Here is a 17,397-nt window from a genome sequence, read left to right on the forward strand (position 1 = left end):
AATCAGGGAAGATGGAATGAGAGTTGAGGTTGACCCGTACCAATCGTGTCAAGCGACTCCATGCGTACGATCTGATCCGCACAGGTGGCAATGAGTTCTGGATCGTGGGTAATTACCAATACAACCGCCCCACGGTCAGCAAGTTCGCGCATCTGCGCGCTTATCCCATTCAAATGGCGGTAGTCAACCCCAGAGGTTGGTTCATCAAAGATGTACACCGACTTGTCTGCAACGACAGCGGCCGCAACAACAAGTCGCTGTTTTTGTCCACCAGACAATGCCAGGGGATGCCGCTCCTCAGTACCGGCCAAGCCGAGCGCGCGCAAAACGTCCCTAGCTCGGGTTGTTGCATCCTCCCCAGTTTGTCCAATCATCACCTCGGTTAATACCGATTCACCAAAAAGCTGACGATGCACATCTTGCATAACAACAGTAGTTTCACTCAGCCGCTGGCGAGAACGCACCCGCTTGTGCTTGAGTTTGATAACACCACCACGAGCTGGTCTGGCAAGGCCACACAGCACACGGGCTAGGGTGCTTTTGCCTACACCGTTATCACCGGTAATCGCGGTGATCGTGTGGGATCGGAACGCTGCATGGTCAATATCGAGTATCCGTTTATCTCCATAGGAAAATCGGACCTGGTCAAGTACTAAGCCATCGTCATGTTCACGCTTATCCGTACCGTCATGCACTGATGGCCCCAATGGGGTTCGAGGATCAACAAGTGTACGGAGGCCGAGTGCTTGACGGTCATCTTCTGAAAGGTTAAAGAATGTGGGGCCGTCATATTCGTGGGCGATAGCACCATCCGCCATAACCACAACATGGTCAGCCAGATCACGCAGAAAGTAGAGACGATGTTCGGCCACAATAATCGTATGACCAGCCGCTTTGAGGGTATGAAGCAATTCACCCATCTGATCAATTGCTTCAGGTGAGAGATTTGACGTCGGCTCGTCAAAAATCAGTACGGGTGGTTGTGGGGTAAGCGCTTGCGCACACGCGACCTTCTGAAGCTGACCGCCTGACAAGTTCATTAATTCCTGGTCAAGGAGGTCCTCGATGCCAACTTGTTTTGCGGCAATCATGGCTTGGTTGAGAATGGTCTCGGGCGCTTTCCCCCAGTTTTCACCCCGAAACGCTAATTCAGAAAGTACTTCTGAGGTAAAAAACTGCGTACGTGGATTCTGGAATACCGTTTCTGAATGGGTACCAAGGGCCTCTATTGGCGCATCAGGTACAGACTCACCCATTACCTGTACCGTACCCGTCAACGTACCTTCGTTGACGTGAGGAACAAGCCCATTAATCAAGCGCAAAACCGTTGATTTGCCACTTCCCGATGCGCCACAAATGAGCGTAATGGTGCCAGGCTCACACCGGAGGGATATATCGCGCAGCGCCGTCACGGTATGGGACTGTTCAACAGACGATGTCGTTGAATCAAACCCACCAGACGCCTCATGTCCTCCTTGATAGGAGAACTGGGCATGTTCAATACGTACCGATGGGTCGTTCATGCAACCTTCTCAACTCAACACTTATGCCAAACACCAGGTATCAACCATGGGTCCATGGGTTGTACCTCTGAACAGCTACTACAACCGTTCAACACATAATTTAGGAGAACTTAAGTTTGAGAACAAGTAGGGATTGGTGGCCATAAGTAGGAGTGTTTCTGTGACTACATGACCCTTAGAAGGCTTCGACATAGAGGTGGTGCGCCCCATGTGACCGGAGATAGGCGGCACTGTCGTTGACCATAGCTGCTGATCCACAGATATAAAAGGATGAATCGTCGATATCATCCAGGTACTCGTGAAGCACATCTGTCACTCGCCCCGCCCTCGCATTGGCATCAGACTGACGGCTATAACACCGGATGCATCTTCCAGGTAGCGGTATGTCCAATTGAAGAAGAAGATCATCTTCACTACCGCGACTCCCAAAGAGCAGTGTGGCATCTTTTAGTTGACCACTATCATCCAGCTGACGAAACATCGGAATAAATGGTGCAATGCCTGTTCCAGTAGCAATGAAAATGGGGCGTGTATCGTCATCAATAAATTGATAGTGACCTAATGGAAGTTCCGCAGTCGTAGACACACCAGCCGCTATCTGCTCAATAAACTGCGACCCATGGCCTCCCGTTCGGGTACTCACAAGCAGTTTGAGTTCGTTTCCATCAAGGGACACAATTGAATAGTCACGCCATACATAGGGATGGACACGGAGGCGAGCAAATTGCCCAGCCTTCCATGCCTGAACTTCTCCATCTACTGCCAAAGTGAGCTGCCAGATGCTTGGTGTAAGCCGATCCTTTTGAGTGATGGTGACACGGTATTTATCCGGTGGCAGTAAGGACGAGCGATCTGGCATTTGGTGAGTTGGTGTACCTAATGCCCGATTAATTCGGCTAAATCCACGCGGTCCCAAAGCATGACTAGCGGCTGCAACACCACCCATTACTGCGCCCATAATGCCAAGTTCACCAGCGTCTTGGCCGGACAATAACAGGCCAGGGATGGGCGTACGTGGCCCCAAAGGTTTGGCCTGATAACGCCTTGGCGTTGCAGGCAATCCGTAGAACGCTCCTTGTGGATGTGCGGTGTAATGTTCAATGGTTAGCGGTGTCGCCACTTCGAAACGATCAACAAGCGCGCCAAATCCTGGAACTGCTTGATCAACGAGATCAATCAATCCCGCCCCAATCCGTGTCTTTAACGCAAGATACTCAGTATCTCGTTGACCTTTGGGCTGACGCTTCCACGGTTCGAAAGCGTTGGCGTCAATGAAGGCAATAATCTCTGCGGTATGATGCTTCTGTTCACCAGCCTTCACCGAGGGAAATGAAACAAATGCTGAAGATGGCTGGCCAGACACCAATGCTGCTGCGGCCTTATTCGCCATAGCGTCATGATCTAAGCCTGTATATATCCAGAGGTTTTCTCCATTCAATCCAATTGAGTGGATATGGCGTGTTAACTGAAGATAAACAGTTACCACCGATGTTCCATGCCCAATTGCGGCGATTGCCTTACGAAGTTTTGCGGTACGCCGACCAATCTTCCCCGTCTTGGGCAACAACGATTCAAACGTAACTCGGGCACCAGCGTCAGAAATAATCAATGGCGCCCGATATATGCAATCTCCAGTGTTGCCCCCTCTTATGTCATGAACATGCACCCCAACAGCGCGCCCTTGTTCGATGAGGATACGCGAGACATGTTGACCTACTCTGACAGCCCCACCCTGATGTTCAATCTGGCGTTCAATCATTCTGGCAATTTGGGCACTTCCACCACGAGGAAACCAGCCACCCTGTAAGTAGTGGTTGACGATCAACGCATGAATAGCGAATGCACTTTTACTTGGTGGGAGACCATAATCGCCCCACTGACTCGCAAGTAGAGCGCGCAACTGGGGGGAACAAAATCGGCGCTCTAAATATTGTTTAGTAGTTTGCAGTGGCATCCGATTAGTTAGCGTTCCCAATCCGATGAGGATAGGAGCAATCCATGGTGGGGTCATTCCACTGGCCATTCGCAATGTTATCCAGCGTGTTACCCATTTGATGTCACGGAAATATCGACGTATCGCACCACCTTCGTCAGGAAACTGCGCCATGAGCTGCGCTTGGTACTCCATCGGATCGGACGGCACGACAAATTCCATGTCGGGATAGATGAACCGCTCAAACCCGTCTGGCATTCGATTCCATTGGAGTGCACCTCCGGTGAGTAAATCCAAATATTGGCGAGATGGACTCTCTGGATCCATCTGACCGATGTAATGAATGCCAACATCCCAGCTGGCCCCATTCCGGCGAAAACAGTGAGTCAATCCACCTGGTTCGATGTGGCGTTCGAGTACCAATACCCGTTTCTTTGCAACACGAGCAAGTAACCCAGCGGCAGTCAATCCCCCTATCCCAGACCCAATCACAATTGCATCGTACGTACCCATTACTATCCCCATCCCATCTACTTGACAGTGTCTAGCCTAATAACACAGCTAGACACTGTCAAGTATCTGAGAGGGAGGATTTGGCCTTTCCAAAGATGGCTAGGCTGGCGGTATGACAACGGGAGAATCAGTGCAGGCCGAGGGAACCGATGATTTACGCACTCGGTTGCTCAATACGAGTCGAGCACTCCTCACTGAACGTGGACCCGCGGCGCTGAGTATGCGTGAAGTGGCACGACGAACCGGATGTACCCATCAAGCGCCATACCACTACTTCCCCAATCGAGAGGCCATTCTTGCAGCTGTTGTCGCTGAAGGATTTAGTGAGCTGGCAGATGCGCTGGAATATGCCAACACCCAGGTGTCTAGCCTGGGTGCTCATAGTGCAGCCATTGCATCAGCGAATGCCTATGTGACGTTTGCGATACGTAACCCTGGTGTCTTTCAAGTTATGTTTCGTAATGACATGATTGACCACAGCCACTATCCCGATGTACAACGCCACGGTGATCGTGCACGAACTGCACTTCGTGATCTTGTTCGCCTTATCGATAGCGATCACGCAGACCACGAGCAAGAAACGGTGTTATGGTCGCACGTCCACGGCCTTGCCAGTTTGCTCACGAGCGGTCTGCTGGGCACAGAAATGCCGAGTGAATCAGCGCGTATTGCGTATGCGGAGAGGATCAATACACGATGTATTGACATTCTCCTCCGATGATGGTGCAACCAGGTTGATAGCGCAGCCCAGTGCATGGTCTAGGTATCGACAAGCCCCGCTTTGACAAAGTGCTTGGCAATGATCCGGTTTCCCAACCACGCACCAACCAGCCCGACTAGCACGAGCGTTCCCATCCAGAGGATTACGGTTGTGCCGTTGAGATAGTGTTCGAGTTGCGCAACAAATGCTTTATTGCGAGCCTTCGCATACAACATATCGAAATAGGCTTGGCTATTAACCAAAATGGGAAGAAACGGAAGGGCTATCCAAGGTGCGAATACCCCGTAGCCGATCATATTGAGCGTACGGTTCGTAAAACCACCTCGCTGGGCAATAGCATCCGCACCGGCTCCGAGAAGGGCCGTTAATGGGGCAACGTACCAGGGGTACCCGCTTCCTACGGCAATCAACCCTTCGAGTAACCCCAAAAGCGTCATGGCGCCAAAGCAAGGCGCACGCAGCCGGAACAGCATTAAGACGGTGCCGTTTAACACCGTGCCAATGGCCCAACCGAGAAATAGAAATGGTGGGCCAAAGATACCGAGTGCGGCTGTAGTGAGAAAGACCACAATATAGATGGCACTAAATACCCCTACATGGACGAGGTATTTAGGATTAAAATATCGGGTAGCCATATACCATTTCCTCAGTAAACGAAGATGGATAGCGTCTAGACGATTCCCGCGCGTACAAAGTGTTTATCGAGTACCTTTGTGCCGATATATCCACCAACTACACTGATGCAGAATACTGCTACAAGCATCAGAACCATTGATGTGGGCTGAAAAATAGCACGCATTTGATCAGCATACGCCTGGTTATTCATTTGCTCAGCTACTAACGCGAAATATTCATCACTGTTGATAAATATTGGTATGAGTGGACTAATACCCGATAGCGTAAAGACAGCATATCCAAGAATGTTTTTCCAACGTGATTTAAACTGACCTGAAGCACAAATGAGGTCACCTAAAAACCCAAAAATAGTATTTACGATGATGCTAATCCATGTATGGCCAGTAAAAAAGAATAGAACACCAATAACAAAACCTGTAATTGTTAGTGCCCCTATGGTTGGTGTGCGGACAAGGTAGAGCATCATGACTACTGCATTAATCAATCCGCCGATAACCATACCAACAAGGATAAATTGCGGCCCTATAATGCCGAGCATTCCAGATGCGAATGAAATGACAAAATAAATTGCAGTGAAGACCCCGATATTAATGAGGTTCTTTGTGCTGAGATCGACAGGCATTGATCCTCCATCCTTCAAAACACGAGGGGAATATTGAGCATATGTAATAGCGCTAGGCCAACAACACCACAAAGGGCGATGACATCGGATAGACCCATACCAACCGGCGTAACACTTGTACGTTCGCCAGGCCGACCGAGGCCGCGAAGCATACCTGAGGCCGTGAGGTCATCACTGATACGCGTGGTCGTCGCCAGTAGTGGCACAACAACATATTCAGCGGTTTGGATAGGGTGCACCACCATTTGCCACCCGCTTCCGATAACACCACGCAACCGCATCGCGTCAACAATGGCGTGAAGTTCGCGTAAAACGGTTGGAATAAACCGCAGCATAACGGTAACGGGAACAATAACGACCTGCGGAACCCGCCAGGAACGAAGCGCCGCGATGAAGGCCGAGACTTTTGTGGTGCGCACCACGTAGTAGGCCATTCCGATACTGATTCCAAATCGCCATGTCCAATAACAGACCATCCCAATTAGGACAACAGCCCAATGGCCCCAGATGCTTGGTGCGGCAATACCCAAAAAACCACAGAGTGGAATGATAACGACATAGCCGATCCAGGTTTGCCACCGCATCGCGTTGGTGAGCAGAATGCATACAAATACGTAGGCCATAGCCGGCGCAAGCAAACTCCCACGCCCGAAGGCCAACACATTAACAACGAGCAGAGCGACAAGCTTGGTTCGGGGGTCGAGCTGGCACCAACCTGTTTGGGTTGGCGTAATCATGCGATACCGGCTTTAACAAAGTGTTTGGACAGAATATTGGTTCCTAACCAGCCACCGATACAACCAACAACAAACAAAACAATGGCGATAACAACGATTGATGCCGGTGTAAATATCTGTTGCATTTGATCGGCATACGCCTGATTATTGGTGTATCTTGCTATTTCTTTAAAGTAATTCTCACTATTAAAAAAGATTGGGAATAATGCATTAATATACCACATTGAAAATACGCCATAAGCGAATATTTTATTCTTATTAGACTCTGGACTACCAAACCACACAATAGCATCACAGAGTATTCCTAAGATAACCATGCCAATAATAACAAACCAAAACGATCCCATAATCACATAGAGACCACCCACAAATAAACCTAAAGCAGTAAATGTTCCGGTAATAGGTGTCCGCTTCAAATACAGCATAACAACTACACCGTTAATTAAAATACATAATACCCATCCAACAAGCATAAAAATAGGTCCAAACGTACTAATCATTCCCACCGTAAGTAATACAGTAAGATAGATAGCACTAAATACACCCATGTTAATAAGGTATTTCGGTGAGATTGATTGACTTTTCATGGAGCACCTTTCCTGACTATCTATTAATCAGTATGTGAATATTAAAAAAAACAGCCAGGCGGACCTGGCTGCTGCTGAACTAGTGAGCATGGACTGCCATGCCCTTTGGTTCGTGGTGGCCCTCATCAATTACATTTTGTCGCCTACGCTTCAAGAATATAAAGAAGGCCAGAAAAACAATTCCGTTAAAAGTCGCCATGGTTGAGGCGGTACCAAGGTCAAATTGCAGTGCAATATAAAACCCTATCAACGCTGTTATTGACGCAAGGCCGAGTGAAATGGCAAGCATGTGTGGCAGTGTTTTCGCAACTAAGAGTGCAGTTGCTGGTGGCACAATCATTAATGCCACAACCAAGATGGCGCCCACCGTATTAAACGCAACTACAACAGTGAGGCTTGTCCAAATCATCAATACGAAATCAACGATCTTGACGGGTAAACCCATGGATTCTGCCAAGACCGGATCGAAGGTTGAGATTTTGAGTACGGGATAGGCAATCGCCATGAGCGCTGCGCCGCTCAAAAAGACACTCAGCATAATCCACATCATCCGTGGGCCTATATCTATCCCGTTAAGAATGATGCGCTCTGGTTCAAGTGCCATCAAATTGATATCACCAGCTAGTACCGTTTCTTCACTGATATGAACTTGAGAAAGTGTGGTCGATAGGATCAAGACGCCAATGGCAAAGAGCACCGGGAAAATCAAGCCCTGGTTCGCATCGCCTACAACGAGTCCAGTTTTTTGGATCCAGTGTGCACCGAGCACCACAATGATTCCCATAGATGTGGCAGTCACAATCATGATCGGTGAATAGGTTGATCCACTAATCAATACCCCAATAACAATGCCAGGCAGCACGGTATGAGACATCGCTTCAACAAGCATTGATTGATGACGGAGGACCAAGAATGTGCCTGGCAGGGCGCATGTGAGTCCACTGACGATGGCGAGTAAGGCGACAGCCGTGATAAATCCCATATCTACTCCCCCTGAAGTACGACGATTGGTACTTCATTCACTGACGAATCGGGTTCATCAGCCATGGTGGCTGATTCATCTTGACTTGCTTGAACAGCCTTGCCGAGATTGGATCGGCGAGCCACAAGACCCCGCGGTGCGAAGAGGAAGGAACCAATGACCGCGACTGAAAGGACAACCACAATGACGGGTCCTGTTGGTACGCTACCGAGATTGACTGAAAGATAGCAACCAATGGCGGCGCTGATGGCACCAATCGCACCCGAGAGCGACACCATCGAAAACAAATGATTCGTCCATTGACGAGCAGCAACCGCAGGCATAATCGCAAAGGCAATCATTAGAATCAGCCCGACCGCCTTCACCCCAATGACCACAGCAACTGTGATGGTTGTCAGCATTAGTGGGCTAATAATTGAGGCTTTAAACCCCATCATTTCTGCCTGGATAGGATCAAAGGAAAAGAGTTTGAACTCTTTCCACGCAAATGCAGTAACGCTGAGTGCCAATATCCCAAATACTGCAATAGTGACTAAGTCGTCATTCACAAGGGTGGCTGCATTACCAAAGACGTAGTCGGTGATACCACCACGCTTTGGCAGATTCGATCGAATAATGAACCGCATGATAATCATGCCGCCACCGAAGAATAAGGCTAGGCAAATAGCCATCGCAGCATCAATGCCAATACGCGAATCGGCTGCAATCCAGTTTGCTAACAGGACTGCGAGAGTTGAAGCAATCACCGCACCAATGGTCAACGTCAACATCGAACGGCCATTGACCTGGAGAACTAATGTCGCAAAGACAAATGACCCCGTTACACCCAAAATCGCAGAGTGACCAATGACGTCTGAGACGAGTGATTGGTGACGGAGGTACAAAAAACTCCCGAGTACACCAGAGAACACCCCAATCATCATGGACCCAATCAACATGGTCCTAAAGGTGTAGTTAAAAATAAAATCAGTAATGGGGACTTCAAACATTATGACCCTTCATCAGGGGTTGGGGTAGACGTAATCATGTCTGGTTTAAAGCCATACGCCTCTTGAACAATCTCAGTTGTAAAGGCGGTCTCGAGTGGCCCGGATGCGACCACACGCCCTTGGTTCAGGAGTGTCACGTGTGTACAGAACTCTCGAACCGTTGAGAGGTCATGGTGAACAATGACAATTGTTTTCCCAGCCTCACGAAGTTGGGTGAGCACCTTGCGGATTGCCCGTTCACTCACCACGTCGACACCAGCAAAGGGTTCATCCATAAAGAACAAGTCAGGATCCTGAGCCAGTATTCGTGCCACGAAGGTACGTTGTTTCTGGCCGCCAGAGAGTTCTGAAATTTGGCGGTCAGCAAGGTCAGCGATACCAACCTGATCGAGGGCATCAATGGCACGCTGGCGTTCCTTTTGCCCGGGCCGACGCCACCACCCTAGGGACCCGTAGGTCCCCATGGTGACAACGTCCAGGACGGTTGTTGGAAAGTCCCAGTCAACTTCCGCAGCCTGAGGCATATAGCCCACACGCCTCCGAGATTGGTTCAAGGATGAACCAAAAAAGATTGACTGACCATCAAGGCAGGGCACTAGCCCCATAATGGCCTTCAGCAAGGTCGACTTTCCCGCTCCATTTGGCCCCAAGATGCCCATTACGGCACCGCTGGGAACCTCGATGGAGACGTCATGGAGCACCACCCGATCCCGGTAGGCAACCGTCAGGTTGTTCGCGGCACATGGGCAGGTGCTTTCTTGTAACATGATTAGCTTTGTCCTAATGCGTCGGCAATGGTTTTGGCGTTGTATTCAAAGACGCCCAGGTACGTATTGAGCGGAGATTCCTCACCAAGTGAGTCGGCAAAGAGTTCCTTGTCGGAGACCTCAACTTCGCCACCCTTGGCACGCACAGCTTCCTTCAAGTGGTTGATCGCGTCTGGGTTCTTAAGATTGTCCTGGAAGATGACAGGAATTTTCTTCTCAGCAATTAGACCTGCCAACTCATCGAGGTCAGCCGCAGAGATTTCAGATTCAGAAGACACGAAGTCGGTAGCGTGAATTTCGATGTTGTAGGTCTTACCGAAGTAGTTGAATGCATCGTGACCAGTGATCAAAATACGACGCTCAGCCGGAATAGCCTCTAAGACCTTGCCGGCTTCCTCTTTCGCCATATCAATCTTTTCGTTGTACGCCTTAGCATTGGCTTCGTATGTCGAGGCGTTTGCCGTGTCGATTTCGCCTAATTTCTTGGCTGTCGCATCAACTACAATCTTCCAGTTATCAGGTGAGTTCCAGACGTGCGGGTCAAAGCCTTCAACCTTGCCGTCCTCTTCCCAGGGCAACAGGTCTGTTTCCGGAATGGCTTCAGCTGCAGCGACTTGCTTTTCACCAAGTTTGTCAAGCTGATCACGCATCTTGTGTTCCATGTCGTGGCTCGTCCACACGACGACGTCAGCACTGTTTAACTTTTCAGTGTCCTGAGTCGTAAGTTCTTGCGTGTGTGGGTCACCACCGGGGCCAACAAGGACCGTCACATCGGCATCGGGCGCAATTTGACGCACTGCATCGCCGAGGTACCCGGTCGTCGCAACAACATTCAGTGCGCCGCTCTCACTGGTTGTTGCTGCGGTGCTCTCGCTCGAGGCACTTTCGGTTGTAGCTGCAGCGGTTTCAGATGAATCAGCTGACTCACTTGACGTGCTTGACTGGCCACTTTGGGCACAGGCAGCCAAGCTCAGTGCCAAGGTGGCAGCAGCAGCAAGGTTCAGTAGTTTTTTTCCTACGGGGATCAAGGGAGGAATCCTTTCAATCATTTACTTTCCTACGCGGACAACCGCGGTTAAGTAAACCTTACCCCCCAGGAGAATACAAGCAAATCTTCGAAGGACCCCGTTAGCACCTTGGCTGTTCAGGCATATAAAACTGACGAATTGAGGCCAAAAGGCCTAATTGCATGCGATTTTGCGCATATTAAAAAAATAAGATTTTTTTGGAATCCGGCTACTCAGCGCAACCTATTGCCGTGTTTCACGCACAGGGTCGCCCGACCAGTTAACGATAGAAACTAGGCATTCACACACCCTACGTACCATCGGTATCGGCTCCACCTCCGCTGCCAGGGCTAGGAGCTTCAGGAAGCGGCTTGGGGTCACTACTCGGCTTTGTAGTTGGATTCGTAGATGGCGTCGTTGGCCTCGGACTGGGTACTCCGGTTCCCGTTGGACTTGGATTCGGGTTGCTTGGTGATGACTCAGACGGACGAGTACTGGGGCGCGTCGTGGGCGTTGGTGGCGATGAGGGTGATGGTGATGGAGCCTGACTGGGTTGCTGAGGCGATGTCGGCCGCACAATTGGCCGTCCAGTCGCTTGAATCGGCGGCAAGACGATGGGTGCCGATGGCCGACTGGGCTGTTGGACAGGAGGTTGAAGGGGCGGAAGCTGAGGTGGTTGTTGTGGGTACGGTGGCAGGGCACCAGGCGGGTAGGGTGTGTAGGTGGGAACACCCTGTTGGGGAACATCCGGAATATCTTCCAATATGGGGTCTTGTCCAGGTGAAACAATATCCACGGTTTTAATAGGTTCACATAGCACTAGGTTGCGAACGCTATTCCCTAAAACTTGAAAATGCATTCTCGTCTGGTGCGAAGATGACAAAAAATAGTCTCCTGTCAATTCTTGCTGCACGACTATCACAAAGATGTCATCACCAAGAATCTGACCTGCCCGCGGCCCCACAGACATCATCCACGCCGGGTCACGGCGAAGGGTTTCCCATTGGGGCGTAATCAACTCACGGACATGTTCTTCTGGGTTTTGGCCAAACCAACGGTTCTTACAAGACTCAGGAGTAGCACCTAGACCGGCCAAGTTATGTTCAACAAGAAATGCCACGCCATCATCCGTTCCACGGTCAAAGGCGGATGAGCGTTGGTCAAAATACGTCTCCAATAACGCACGCTCATACTCAAGCGGGGCAAGCCATGCCTGGGGATCGTTGGGGAACGGAGTACCCGTTTCTTTGGGGGCAATCTGTTGGGTTGTTGGCGCTGTACAAGCAGCAAGTGCCACCATACCGATAGCAGCGACTAAGCATGTATTAGATAAAGGGGTCACGATTGAGCTTCCAGTACAGCGCGAAGGTTTGATCTGAGCTCACCAATTTCATCTCTCAGTTTGGCAGCCAACTCAAACTTTAATTCAGATGCAGCAGCATTCATTTCATCAGTTAATCCATCAATCATCTGCTGGATTTCAGCGGCACCTTTATTTCCGATACTAGTACGAGGCGTGGCATTGCTGGCGTCAATAGCAACATATACCTCCCCAGCTTGTTCAGCCCGAGTTTGTGCAATGATGTCACCCACCCGCTTTTGAATGGTTGTAGGAGTGATGTCATTCGCTTCGTTATAGGCCATCTGCAAGGTACGACGGCGTTCAGTTTCATCAAGAGCTGCCCGCATTGAATCCGTTATCTTGTCCGCATACATAATGACCGCGCCATGTGCGTTGCGAGCCGCACGTCCAATGGTTTGGATCAGGGATGTCGTTGACCGCAAAAATCCTTCCTTATCCGCATCCAAAATGGCAACTAATGACACCTCTGGAAGGTCAAGTCCCTCACGTAATAAGTTAATACCGACAAGCACATCAAAGACGCCGGTACGTAATTCACGCAATATCTCAATCCGTTCAACCGTGTCAATGTCAGAGTGTAAGTACCGTACCTTGATGCCGGCTTTGGCAAGATAGTCCGTAAGATCTTCAGCCATTTTTTTAGTCAATGTCGTGACTAAAACCCGTTCATTAGCAGCTGTACGGAGGCGGATTTCTTCGATGAGGTCATCAATTTGTCCTGTTGTCGGGCGAACCTCGACGGCAGGATCAACTAAACCTGTTGGGCGAATTACAAGTTCGGCAACGGTGTCTGACACTTCTAATTCAAAGGGTCCAGGTGTTGCGCTTACATGGACAACTTGATTCACCTTATGTCTAAACTCATCGAACGATAAGGGTCGATTATCTATTGCTGATGGAAGACGGAAACCGTGTTCGACCAACGTATCCTTCCGGCTCCTATCACCGGCTTGCTGCCCACCAATTTGAGGATTAGTTACGTGGCTTTCGTCAATGATGACGAGAAAATCATCTGGAAAATAGTCAAGTAATGTAAAGGGTGTCTCCCCTGGTTTGCGTCCATCAAGATGACGAGAATAATTCTCGATACCTTTACACATCCCAATTTCACGAAGCATCTCTAAATCATGGTTGGTTCGCATCCGCAACCGTTGGGCCTCTAACAATTTTTGTTCTCGTTCAAAGAACCCTAAGCGATCTTCGAGCTCTTCTTCTATCCCATGTATTGCACGGATAAGGCTCTCCCCAGCAGAGAGATAGTGCGTGTTGGGGAAAATATTAACCTGGTCGAACTCTCCAAGAATCTCCCCTGTTAGTGGGTTGACCTTAAGAATCCGTTCAACTTCATCTCCAAAAAACTCAAGCCGCCAGGTTGTTTCACCTTCAGCACTAATGACATCTAACGTGTCTCCACGCACCCGGAAGGTTCCACGCACATGGGCGATGTCATTGCGGGAATATTGCAACTCCACTAACCGACGCATCGCCGTTTCTATTTCCAGTTGCATGCCGGTATGCACCATCAGATGGTATTGCTCATAGAGTTCAGGAGATCCCAACCCATAAATACAGCTAACGGAGGCAACGATTAGAACATCGTTGCGCGTCATAAGTCCCATTGTGGCTTGATGGCGCAAACGTTCTATCTCATCATTAACCGAAGAATCCTTTTCTATGAATGTGTCGCTACTCACCACATAGGCTTCAGGTTGATAGTAATCGTAATAGGACACAAAATACTCAACCGCATTATTGGGGAAGAACTCACGGAACTCATTGACAAGCTGGGCAGCAAGGGTTTTATTGTGCGCCAAAACAAGGGTGGGTCGCTGGACAGCTTGCACGATGTTGGCCATTGTGTAGGTCTTTCCAGAGCCGGTTACCCCGAGCATCGTGACATCGGACTCACCCCGATTCAGTGCTTCAACTACCGTCTGGATAGCTTGAGGTTGATCACCTGCCGGAGCGAACTCGCTGACCAATTCAAAGCGGCCTTCACGTCGTAATGCCATGTTCTCAGTATGCCCGCCCTTGCAAGTTAGTGATCGTTTTTATCAAGTTTTCAACCCCAGGGCCGATGGAGTAGCGCAACGACTACACGCGCGTATTCCTAAGGACATGCCTTGGACGAGATGCAAGAAATTATTGATGAGTTCATTGTTGAAACGGTTGAAAACCTCGACCGTCTAGACAGCCTTTTTGTAAGCCTTGAAAGCGATCCACACAATGTGGATATTCTGGCCAACATCTTTAGAGATGTTCATACCATTAAAGGAACAAGCGGTTTTCTAGGCTTTAATAAACTGGAGCGAGTCGCTCACGTAGGTGAAAACCTGTTGAGCAAGCTCCGTGATGGTGAACTCGTATTAACCGCAAACCGTACAACCGTACTTTTGCATATGGTTGATGCCATTCGTGAAATCATCACCTCCATCGAACAAACACAGGGTGAAGGCAACGGTAACTACGAACGTTTGGTCGAAGAGCTTACCCGTGCTGTAACTGATGATGAAGCCGCACCATCGAAAGCCCCAGCGACACCATCAGCGCCTACGCCTGCGCCCGTTACTCCCCCAGCTGAATCTTCCACAGAACCGGCACCAGTGGATACGGATAATACTGCGTCTGCTCTCCAATCCACATCTCCTGATGGCACCGACGTGGCACCTGATGGCACTGCTGATTCATCATCTGATGCGGGGACGACATTAGACGCTGCGGGTCGCAAGCCATTGGACCAACAGGCGATTGATCCGTCATTATTTATGATGACCCCTCCGGTCAGCGAGAAGGTTGAAGAGCCTGCTCCTCAACAAGAGCAAAAAATAAGTCGATCTGCGGCAGATTCATCTATCCGTGTTGATGTTGATTTACTTGACGATCTCATGAACCTGGTTGGCGAGCTTGTGCTGGCTCGTAACCAGATTTTGCAGTATCAACTTGATACCCAAGACGCATCCCTTCAAGATACTTCTCAGCGGTTAAACCTGATCACGACTGAGCTGCAAGAGGGGGTAATGAAAACCCGTATGCAGCCAATCGGTAACGTCTTTTCTAAGTTCCCACGTGTGGTCCGTGACATCGCCCGTGACTTGGGCAAACAAGTGGACATTGTGATGGAAGGTCGAGAGACCGAACTTGATAAAACGATTATCGAGGCGATTAAAGACCCCTTGACCCACATGGTTCGCAATTCGGTTGACCATGGCATCGAACACCCAGAAATCCGTTCATTCCTAGGTAAACCCATTTCAGGAACACTGAAACTGCGCGCCTTTCATGAAGGTGGCCAGGTTAATATCGAGATTGAGGATGATGGTGCTGGAATTGATCCTCAACGGATCAAGCGGATTGCAATCGAAAAAAATGTGCTGAGTGCTAGTGAGGCTCAGTTACGTTCAGATCGTGAACTCATTAACCTTATTTTCCATCCAGGGTTCTCTACCGCTGAAAAAGTAACCAACGTATCCGGTCGCGGTGTGGGCATGGACGTGGTTCGTACCTCCATTGAGAGCATTGGTGGATCTATTGAAGTGATCAGTGAGCTCAATAAGGGCTCCACGATGCGCATCAAGATTCCACTGACTCTGGCCATTATTCCCGCTCTGATGGTTGAATCTCAGGGCGAACGATACGCCATTCCTCAAGTATCTCTCGTTGAATTAGTACGTCTTGAAGAAGCGTCTAAAGACATTGAGATGATTAACGGCACTCCGGTTTATCGCTTACGCGGCCGACTCCTCCCCCTGGTCTACCTTGACGAGCTTTTGGGTACATCAAGCGACGCACCTCAACAGTCAGGGAATGAAGATGGCAGCGTCAATATCGTCGTCCTTCAAGCCGAAAACACCAACTTTGGGCTCGTGGTTGAAACGGTTAACGACACTGCGGAAATCGTAGTTAAACCACTGGGTGAAGTACTTAAGGAAATCCCGGTCTATGCCGGTGCAATGGTGATGGGTGATGGTGTCGTTGCCCTCATTCTTGATGTCCTCGGTGTTGCCCAGCAAGCAGGCATCAATAGTAAGAGCGATGCATTAGGGGAAGTTGAAGAACCCACTTCAACTGATAAAGAAGCCGAACCATTACTACTCTTCCGGTTAGGTGACGACCCCCATGCGTTGATGGGTCGGATGGCGGTACCGCTGCGACAGGTCGCTCGTTTAGAAGAGATTGATGCTTCGAGAATCGAATACGCTTCCGGTAAACCAGTCGTCCAATATCGTGGACACATCTTGCCCCTTGTTTGGTTAGGTGAAACGCTTGGATTAGGCGCAAACCGTCAACTCGAGACCGTACAAGTGATTGTCTATGAGCGCGATGACAACCAAATAGGTTTCATTGTTGATGCCATTAGTGATGTCGTCAATGAGGTCCTGGACATCGAACGACCGAGCGACATTCTAGGAGTACGCGGTTCGGCCGTTATTAATGGCATTGTCACCGATGTCCTTGATGTTGACGCAGTCATCGCAGTTGAGGCACCTGACCTTCTCCAGTCATCAGCAAGCGCATAGGAATAGATATGGCCGTTTTTACTACCTCAGAAACCCGACAACTCTGCACGTTCTATGTGGATAACTTGTATTTCGGGATCGATGTGTTGTCGGTTCAAGAAGTTATTCGTCATCAACAACTCAGTCGTGTGCCGCTTGCACCTGCAGCAGTCAGTGGCCTCATCAATCTTCGTGGTCAGATTGTGACCGCTATCGACCTCAGAAAACGCCTCAACCTTCCAGAGCGAAATCCTGATGAATGGACAGATGAACACCCTTTGAATGTCGTTGTCCATCGAGAAGATGCTGCCGTAAGCCTACAGGTTGACCAGATCGGTGATGTTGTCCACGTTGAAGAAGATGCCATGGAATCTCCACCGGCAACGTTGGACCCACTCACCGCCAAATTGACCGAATGTGTTTACAAACTCCCAGACAAATTGTTACTAGTTCTGGATATTGAAGAAACTCTCGCCCTTTGACGCCGATATACACAACGATTTTCATTTTTGTAAAGGAAT

At 49.5% G+C, this 17,397-nt stretch carries 15 protein-coding genes; 3 read left to right on the forward strand and 12 right to left on the reverse strand.

The annotated features are described in order from the left end of the window. Window positions 1-2 precede the first annotated feature (2 nt). Together VCU37_RS07120 and VCU37_RS07125 are read right to left on the reverse strand one after the other, a co-directional pair. On the reverse strand, window positions 3-1,523 hold the full coding sequence (locus VCU37_RS07120; RefSeq protein ID WP_336249942.1) for an ABC transporter ATP-binding protein: 1,521 nt from the start codon (window positions 1,521-1,523) through the stop codon (window positions 3-5). Window positions 1,524-1,698: 175 nt separating this feature from the next. Then, complete coding sequence (locus VCU37_RS07125; protein WP_336249943.1) at window positions 1,699-3,969, reverse strand: NAD(P)-binding protein; 2,271 nt, start codon at window positions 3,967-3,969, stop codon at window positions 1,699-1,701. 112 nt (window positions 3,970-4,081) lie between these two features. Between VCU37_RS07125 and VCU37_RS07130 the strand changes: the two genes are divergently transcribed. Next, entirely contained in the window at window positions 4,082-4,690 is a 609-nt protein-coding gene (locus tag VCU37_RS07130) for a TetR/AcrR family transcriptional regulator (RefSeq protein ID WP_336249944.1), read from the forward strand. A gap of 38 nt (window positions 4,691-4,728) precedes the next feature. On the opposite strand, the gene VCU37_RS07135 is transcribed toward VCU37_RS07130, so the two are convergent. From VCU37_RS07135 to uvrB, 10 genes are all read right to left on the reverse strand, one after another. Beyond that, window positions 4,729-5,325: an MptD family putative ECF transporter S component gene (locus VCU37_RS07135; RefSeq protein WP_336249945.1), complete on the reverse strand. Its 597-nt coding sequence runs from the start codon at window positions 5,323-5,325 to the stop codon at window positions 4,729-4,731. Between the two features lie 35 nt (window positions 5,326-5,360). Continuing rightward, window positions 5,361-5,948: an MptD family putative ECF transporter S component gene (locus VCU37_RS07140; RefSeq protein WP_336249946.1), complete on the reverse strand. Its 588-nt coding sequence runs from the start codon at window positions 5,946-5,948 to the stop codon at window positions 5,361-5,363. Window positions 5,949-5,962: 14 nt separating this feature from the next. After that, window positions 5,963-6,685: an energy-coupling factor transporter transmembrane component T gene (locus VCU37_RS07145; protein ID WP_336249947.1), complete on the reverse strand. Its 723-nt coding sequence runs from the start codon at window positions 6,683-6,685 to the stop codon at window positions 5,963-5,965. Continuing rightward, a complete protein-coding gene (locus VCU37_RS07150; RefSeq protein WP_336249948.1) occupies window positions 6,682-7,272 on the reverse strand; it encodes an MptD family putative ECF transporter S component in 591 nt (196 codons plus the stop codon). Before VCU37_RS07150 ends, VCU37_RS07145 begins: the two co-directional genes overlap by 4 nt. 79 nt (window positions 7,273-7,351) lie before the next feature. Then, the gene (locus VCU37_RS07155; RefSeq protein WP_336249949.1) at window positions 7,352-8,254 is read right to left on the reverse strand and encodes a metal ABC transporter permease; all 903 of its coding nucleotides are present in this window, start codon (window positions 8,252-8,254) and stop codon (window positions 7,352-7,354) included. A gap of 2 nt (window positions 8,255-8,256) precedes the next feature. Next, window positions 8,257-9,243 carry a metal ABC transporter permease gene (locus tag VCU37_RS07160; protein ID WP_336249950.1) on the reverse strand — a complete coding sequence of 329 codons (987 nt, stop codon included), beginning with the start codon at window positions 9,241-9,243 and terminating at the stop codon, window positions 8,257-8,259. Beyond that, complete coding sequence (locus tag VCU37_RS07165; RefSeq protein ID WP_336249951.1) at window positions 9,243-10,010, reverse strand: metal ABC transporter ATP-binding protein; 768 nt, start codon at window positions 10,008-10,010, stop codon at window positions 9,243-9,245. Before VCU37_RS07165 ends, VCU37_RS07160 begins: the two co-directional genes overlap by 1 nt. 2 nt (window positions 10,011-10,012) lie before the next feature. After that, on the reverse strand, window positions 10,013-11,059 hold the full coding sequence (locus VCU37_RS07170; protein WP_336249952.1) for a metal ABC transporter solute-binding protein, Zn/Mn family: 1,047 nt from the start codon (window positions 11,057-11,059) through the stop codon (window positions 10,013-10,015). Window positions 11,060-11,327: 268 nt separating this feature from the next. Next, on the reverse strand, window positions 11,328-12,359 hold the full coding sequence (locus VCU37_RS07175) for a hypothetical protein (RefSeq protein WP_336249953.1): 1,032 nt from the start codon (window positions 12,357-12,359) through the stop codon (window positions 11,328-11,330). Next, complete coding sequence (gene uvrB, locus VCU37_RS07180) at window positions 12,356-14,392, reverse strand: excinuclease ABC subunit UvrB (RefSeq protein ID WP_336249954.1); 2,037 nt, start codon at window positions 14,390-14,392, stop codon at window positions 12,356-12,358. Before uvrB ends, VCU37_RS07175 begins: the two co-directional genes overlap by 4 nt. 120 nt (window positions 14,393-14,512) lie before the next feature. On the opposite strand from uvrB, the gene VCU37_RS07185 reads away from it, so the two are divergent. Together VCU37_RS07185 and VCU37_RS07190 are read left to right on the forward strand one after the other, a co-directional pair. Then, a complete protein-coding gene (locus VCU37_RS07185; protein WP_336250069.1) occupies window positions 14,513-16,897 on the forward strand; it encodes a chemotaxis protein CheW in 2,385 nt (794 codons plus the stop codon). 8 nt (window positions 16,898-16,905) lie between these two features. Continuing rightward, complete coding sequence (locus VCU37_RS07190; RefSeq protein WP_336249955.1) at window positions 16,906-17,358, forward strand: chemotaxis protein CheW; 453 nt, start codon at window positions 16,906-16,908, stop codon at window positions 17,356-17,358. Window positions 17,359-17,397: the final 39 nt, after the last annotated feature.

Source organism: Stomatohabitans albus (assembly GCF_036336025.1).
Classification (GTDB): Bacteria; Actinomycetota; Nitriliruptoria; order Euzebyales; family Euzebyaceae; genus Stomatohabitans; species Stomatohabitans albus.

Coding starts and splice junctions, on each gene's coding strand:
- VCU37_RS07125 (WP_336249943.1), bottom strand. CDS start 3,969: ATGGGTACGTACGATGCAATTGTGATTGGGTCTGGGATAGGGGGATTG.
- VCU37_RS07145 (WP_336249947.1), bottom strand. CDS start 6,685: ATGATTACGCCAACCCAAACAGGTTGGTGCCAGCTCGACCCCCGAACC.
- VCU37_RS07130 (WP_336249944.1), top strand. CDS start 4,082: ATGACAACGGGAGAATCAGTGCAGGCCGAGGGAACCGATGATTTACGC.
- VCU37_RS07170 (WP_336249952.1), bottom strand. CDS start 11,059: ATGATTGAAAGGATTCCTCCCTTGATCCCCGTAGGAAAAAAACTACTG.
- VCU37_RS07135 (WP_336249945.1), bottom strand. CDS start 5,325: ATGGCTACCCGATATTTTAATCCTAAATACCTCGTCCATGTAGGGGTA.
- VCU37_RS07155 (WP_336249949.1), bottom strand. CDS start 8,254: ATGGGATTTATCACGGCTGTCGCCTTACTCGCCATCGTCAGTGGACTC.
- VCU37_RS07120 (WP_336249942.1), bottom strand. CDS start 1,523: ATGAACGACCCATCGGTACGTATTGAACATGCCCAGTTCTCCTATCAA.
- VCU37_RS07190 (WP_336249955.1), top strand. CDS start 16,906: ATGGCCGTTTTTACTACCTCAGAAACCCGACAACTCTGCACGTTCTAT.
- VCU37_RS07165 (WP_336249951.1), bottom strand. CDS start 10,010: ATGTTACAAGAAAGCACCTGCCCATGTGCCGCGAACAACCTGACGGTT.
- VCU37_RS07160 (WP_336249950.1), bottom strand. CDS start 9,243: ATGTTTGAAGTCCCCATTACTGATTTTATTTTTAACTACACCTTTAGG.
- VCU37_RS07140 (WP_336249946.1), bottom strand. CDS start 5,948: ATGCCTGTCGATCTCAGCACAAAGAACCTCATTAATATCGGGGTCTTC.
- VCU37_RS07150 (WP_336249948.1), bottom strand. CDS start 7,272: ATGAAAAGTCAATCAATCTCACCGAAATACCTTATTAACATGGGTGTA.
- uvrB (WP_336249954.1), bottom strand. CDS start 14,392: ATGGCATTACGACGTGAAGGCCGCTTTGAATTGGTCAGCGAGTTCGCT.
- VCU37_RS07185 (WP_336250069.1), top strand. CDS start 14,513: ATGCAAGAAATTATTGATGAGTTCATTGTTGAAACGGTTGAAAACCTC.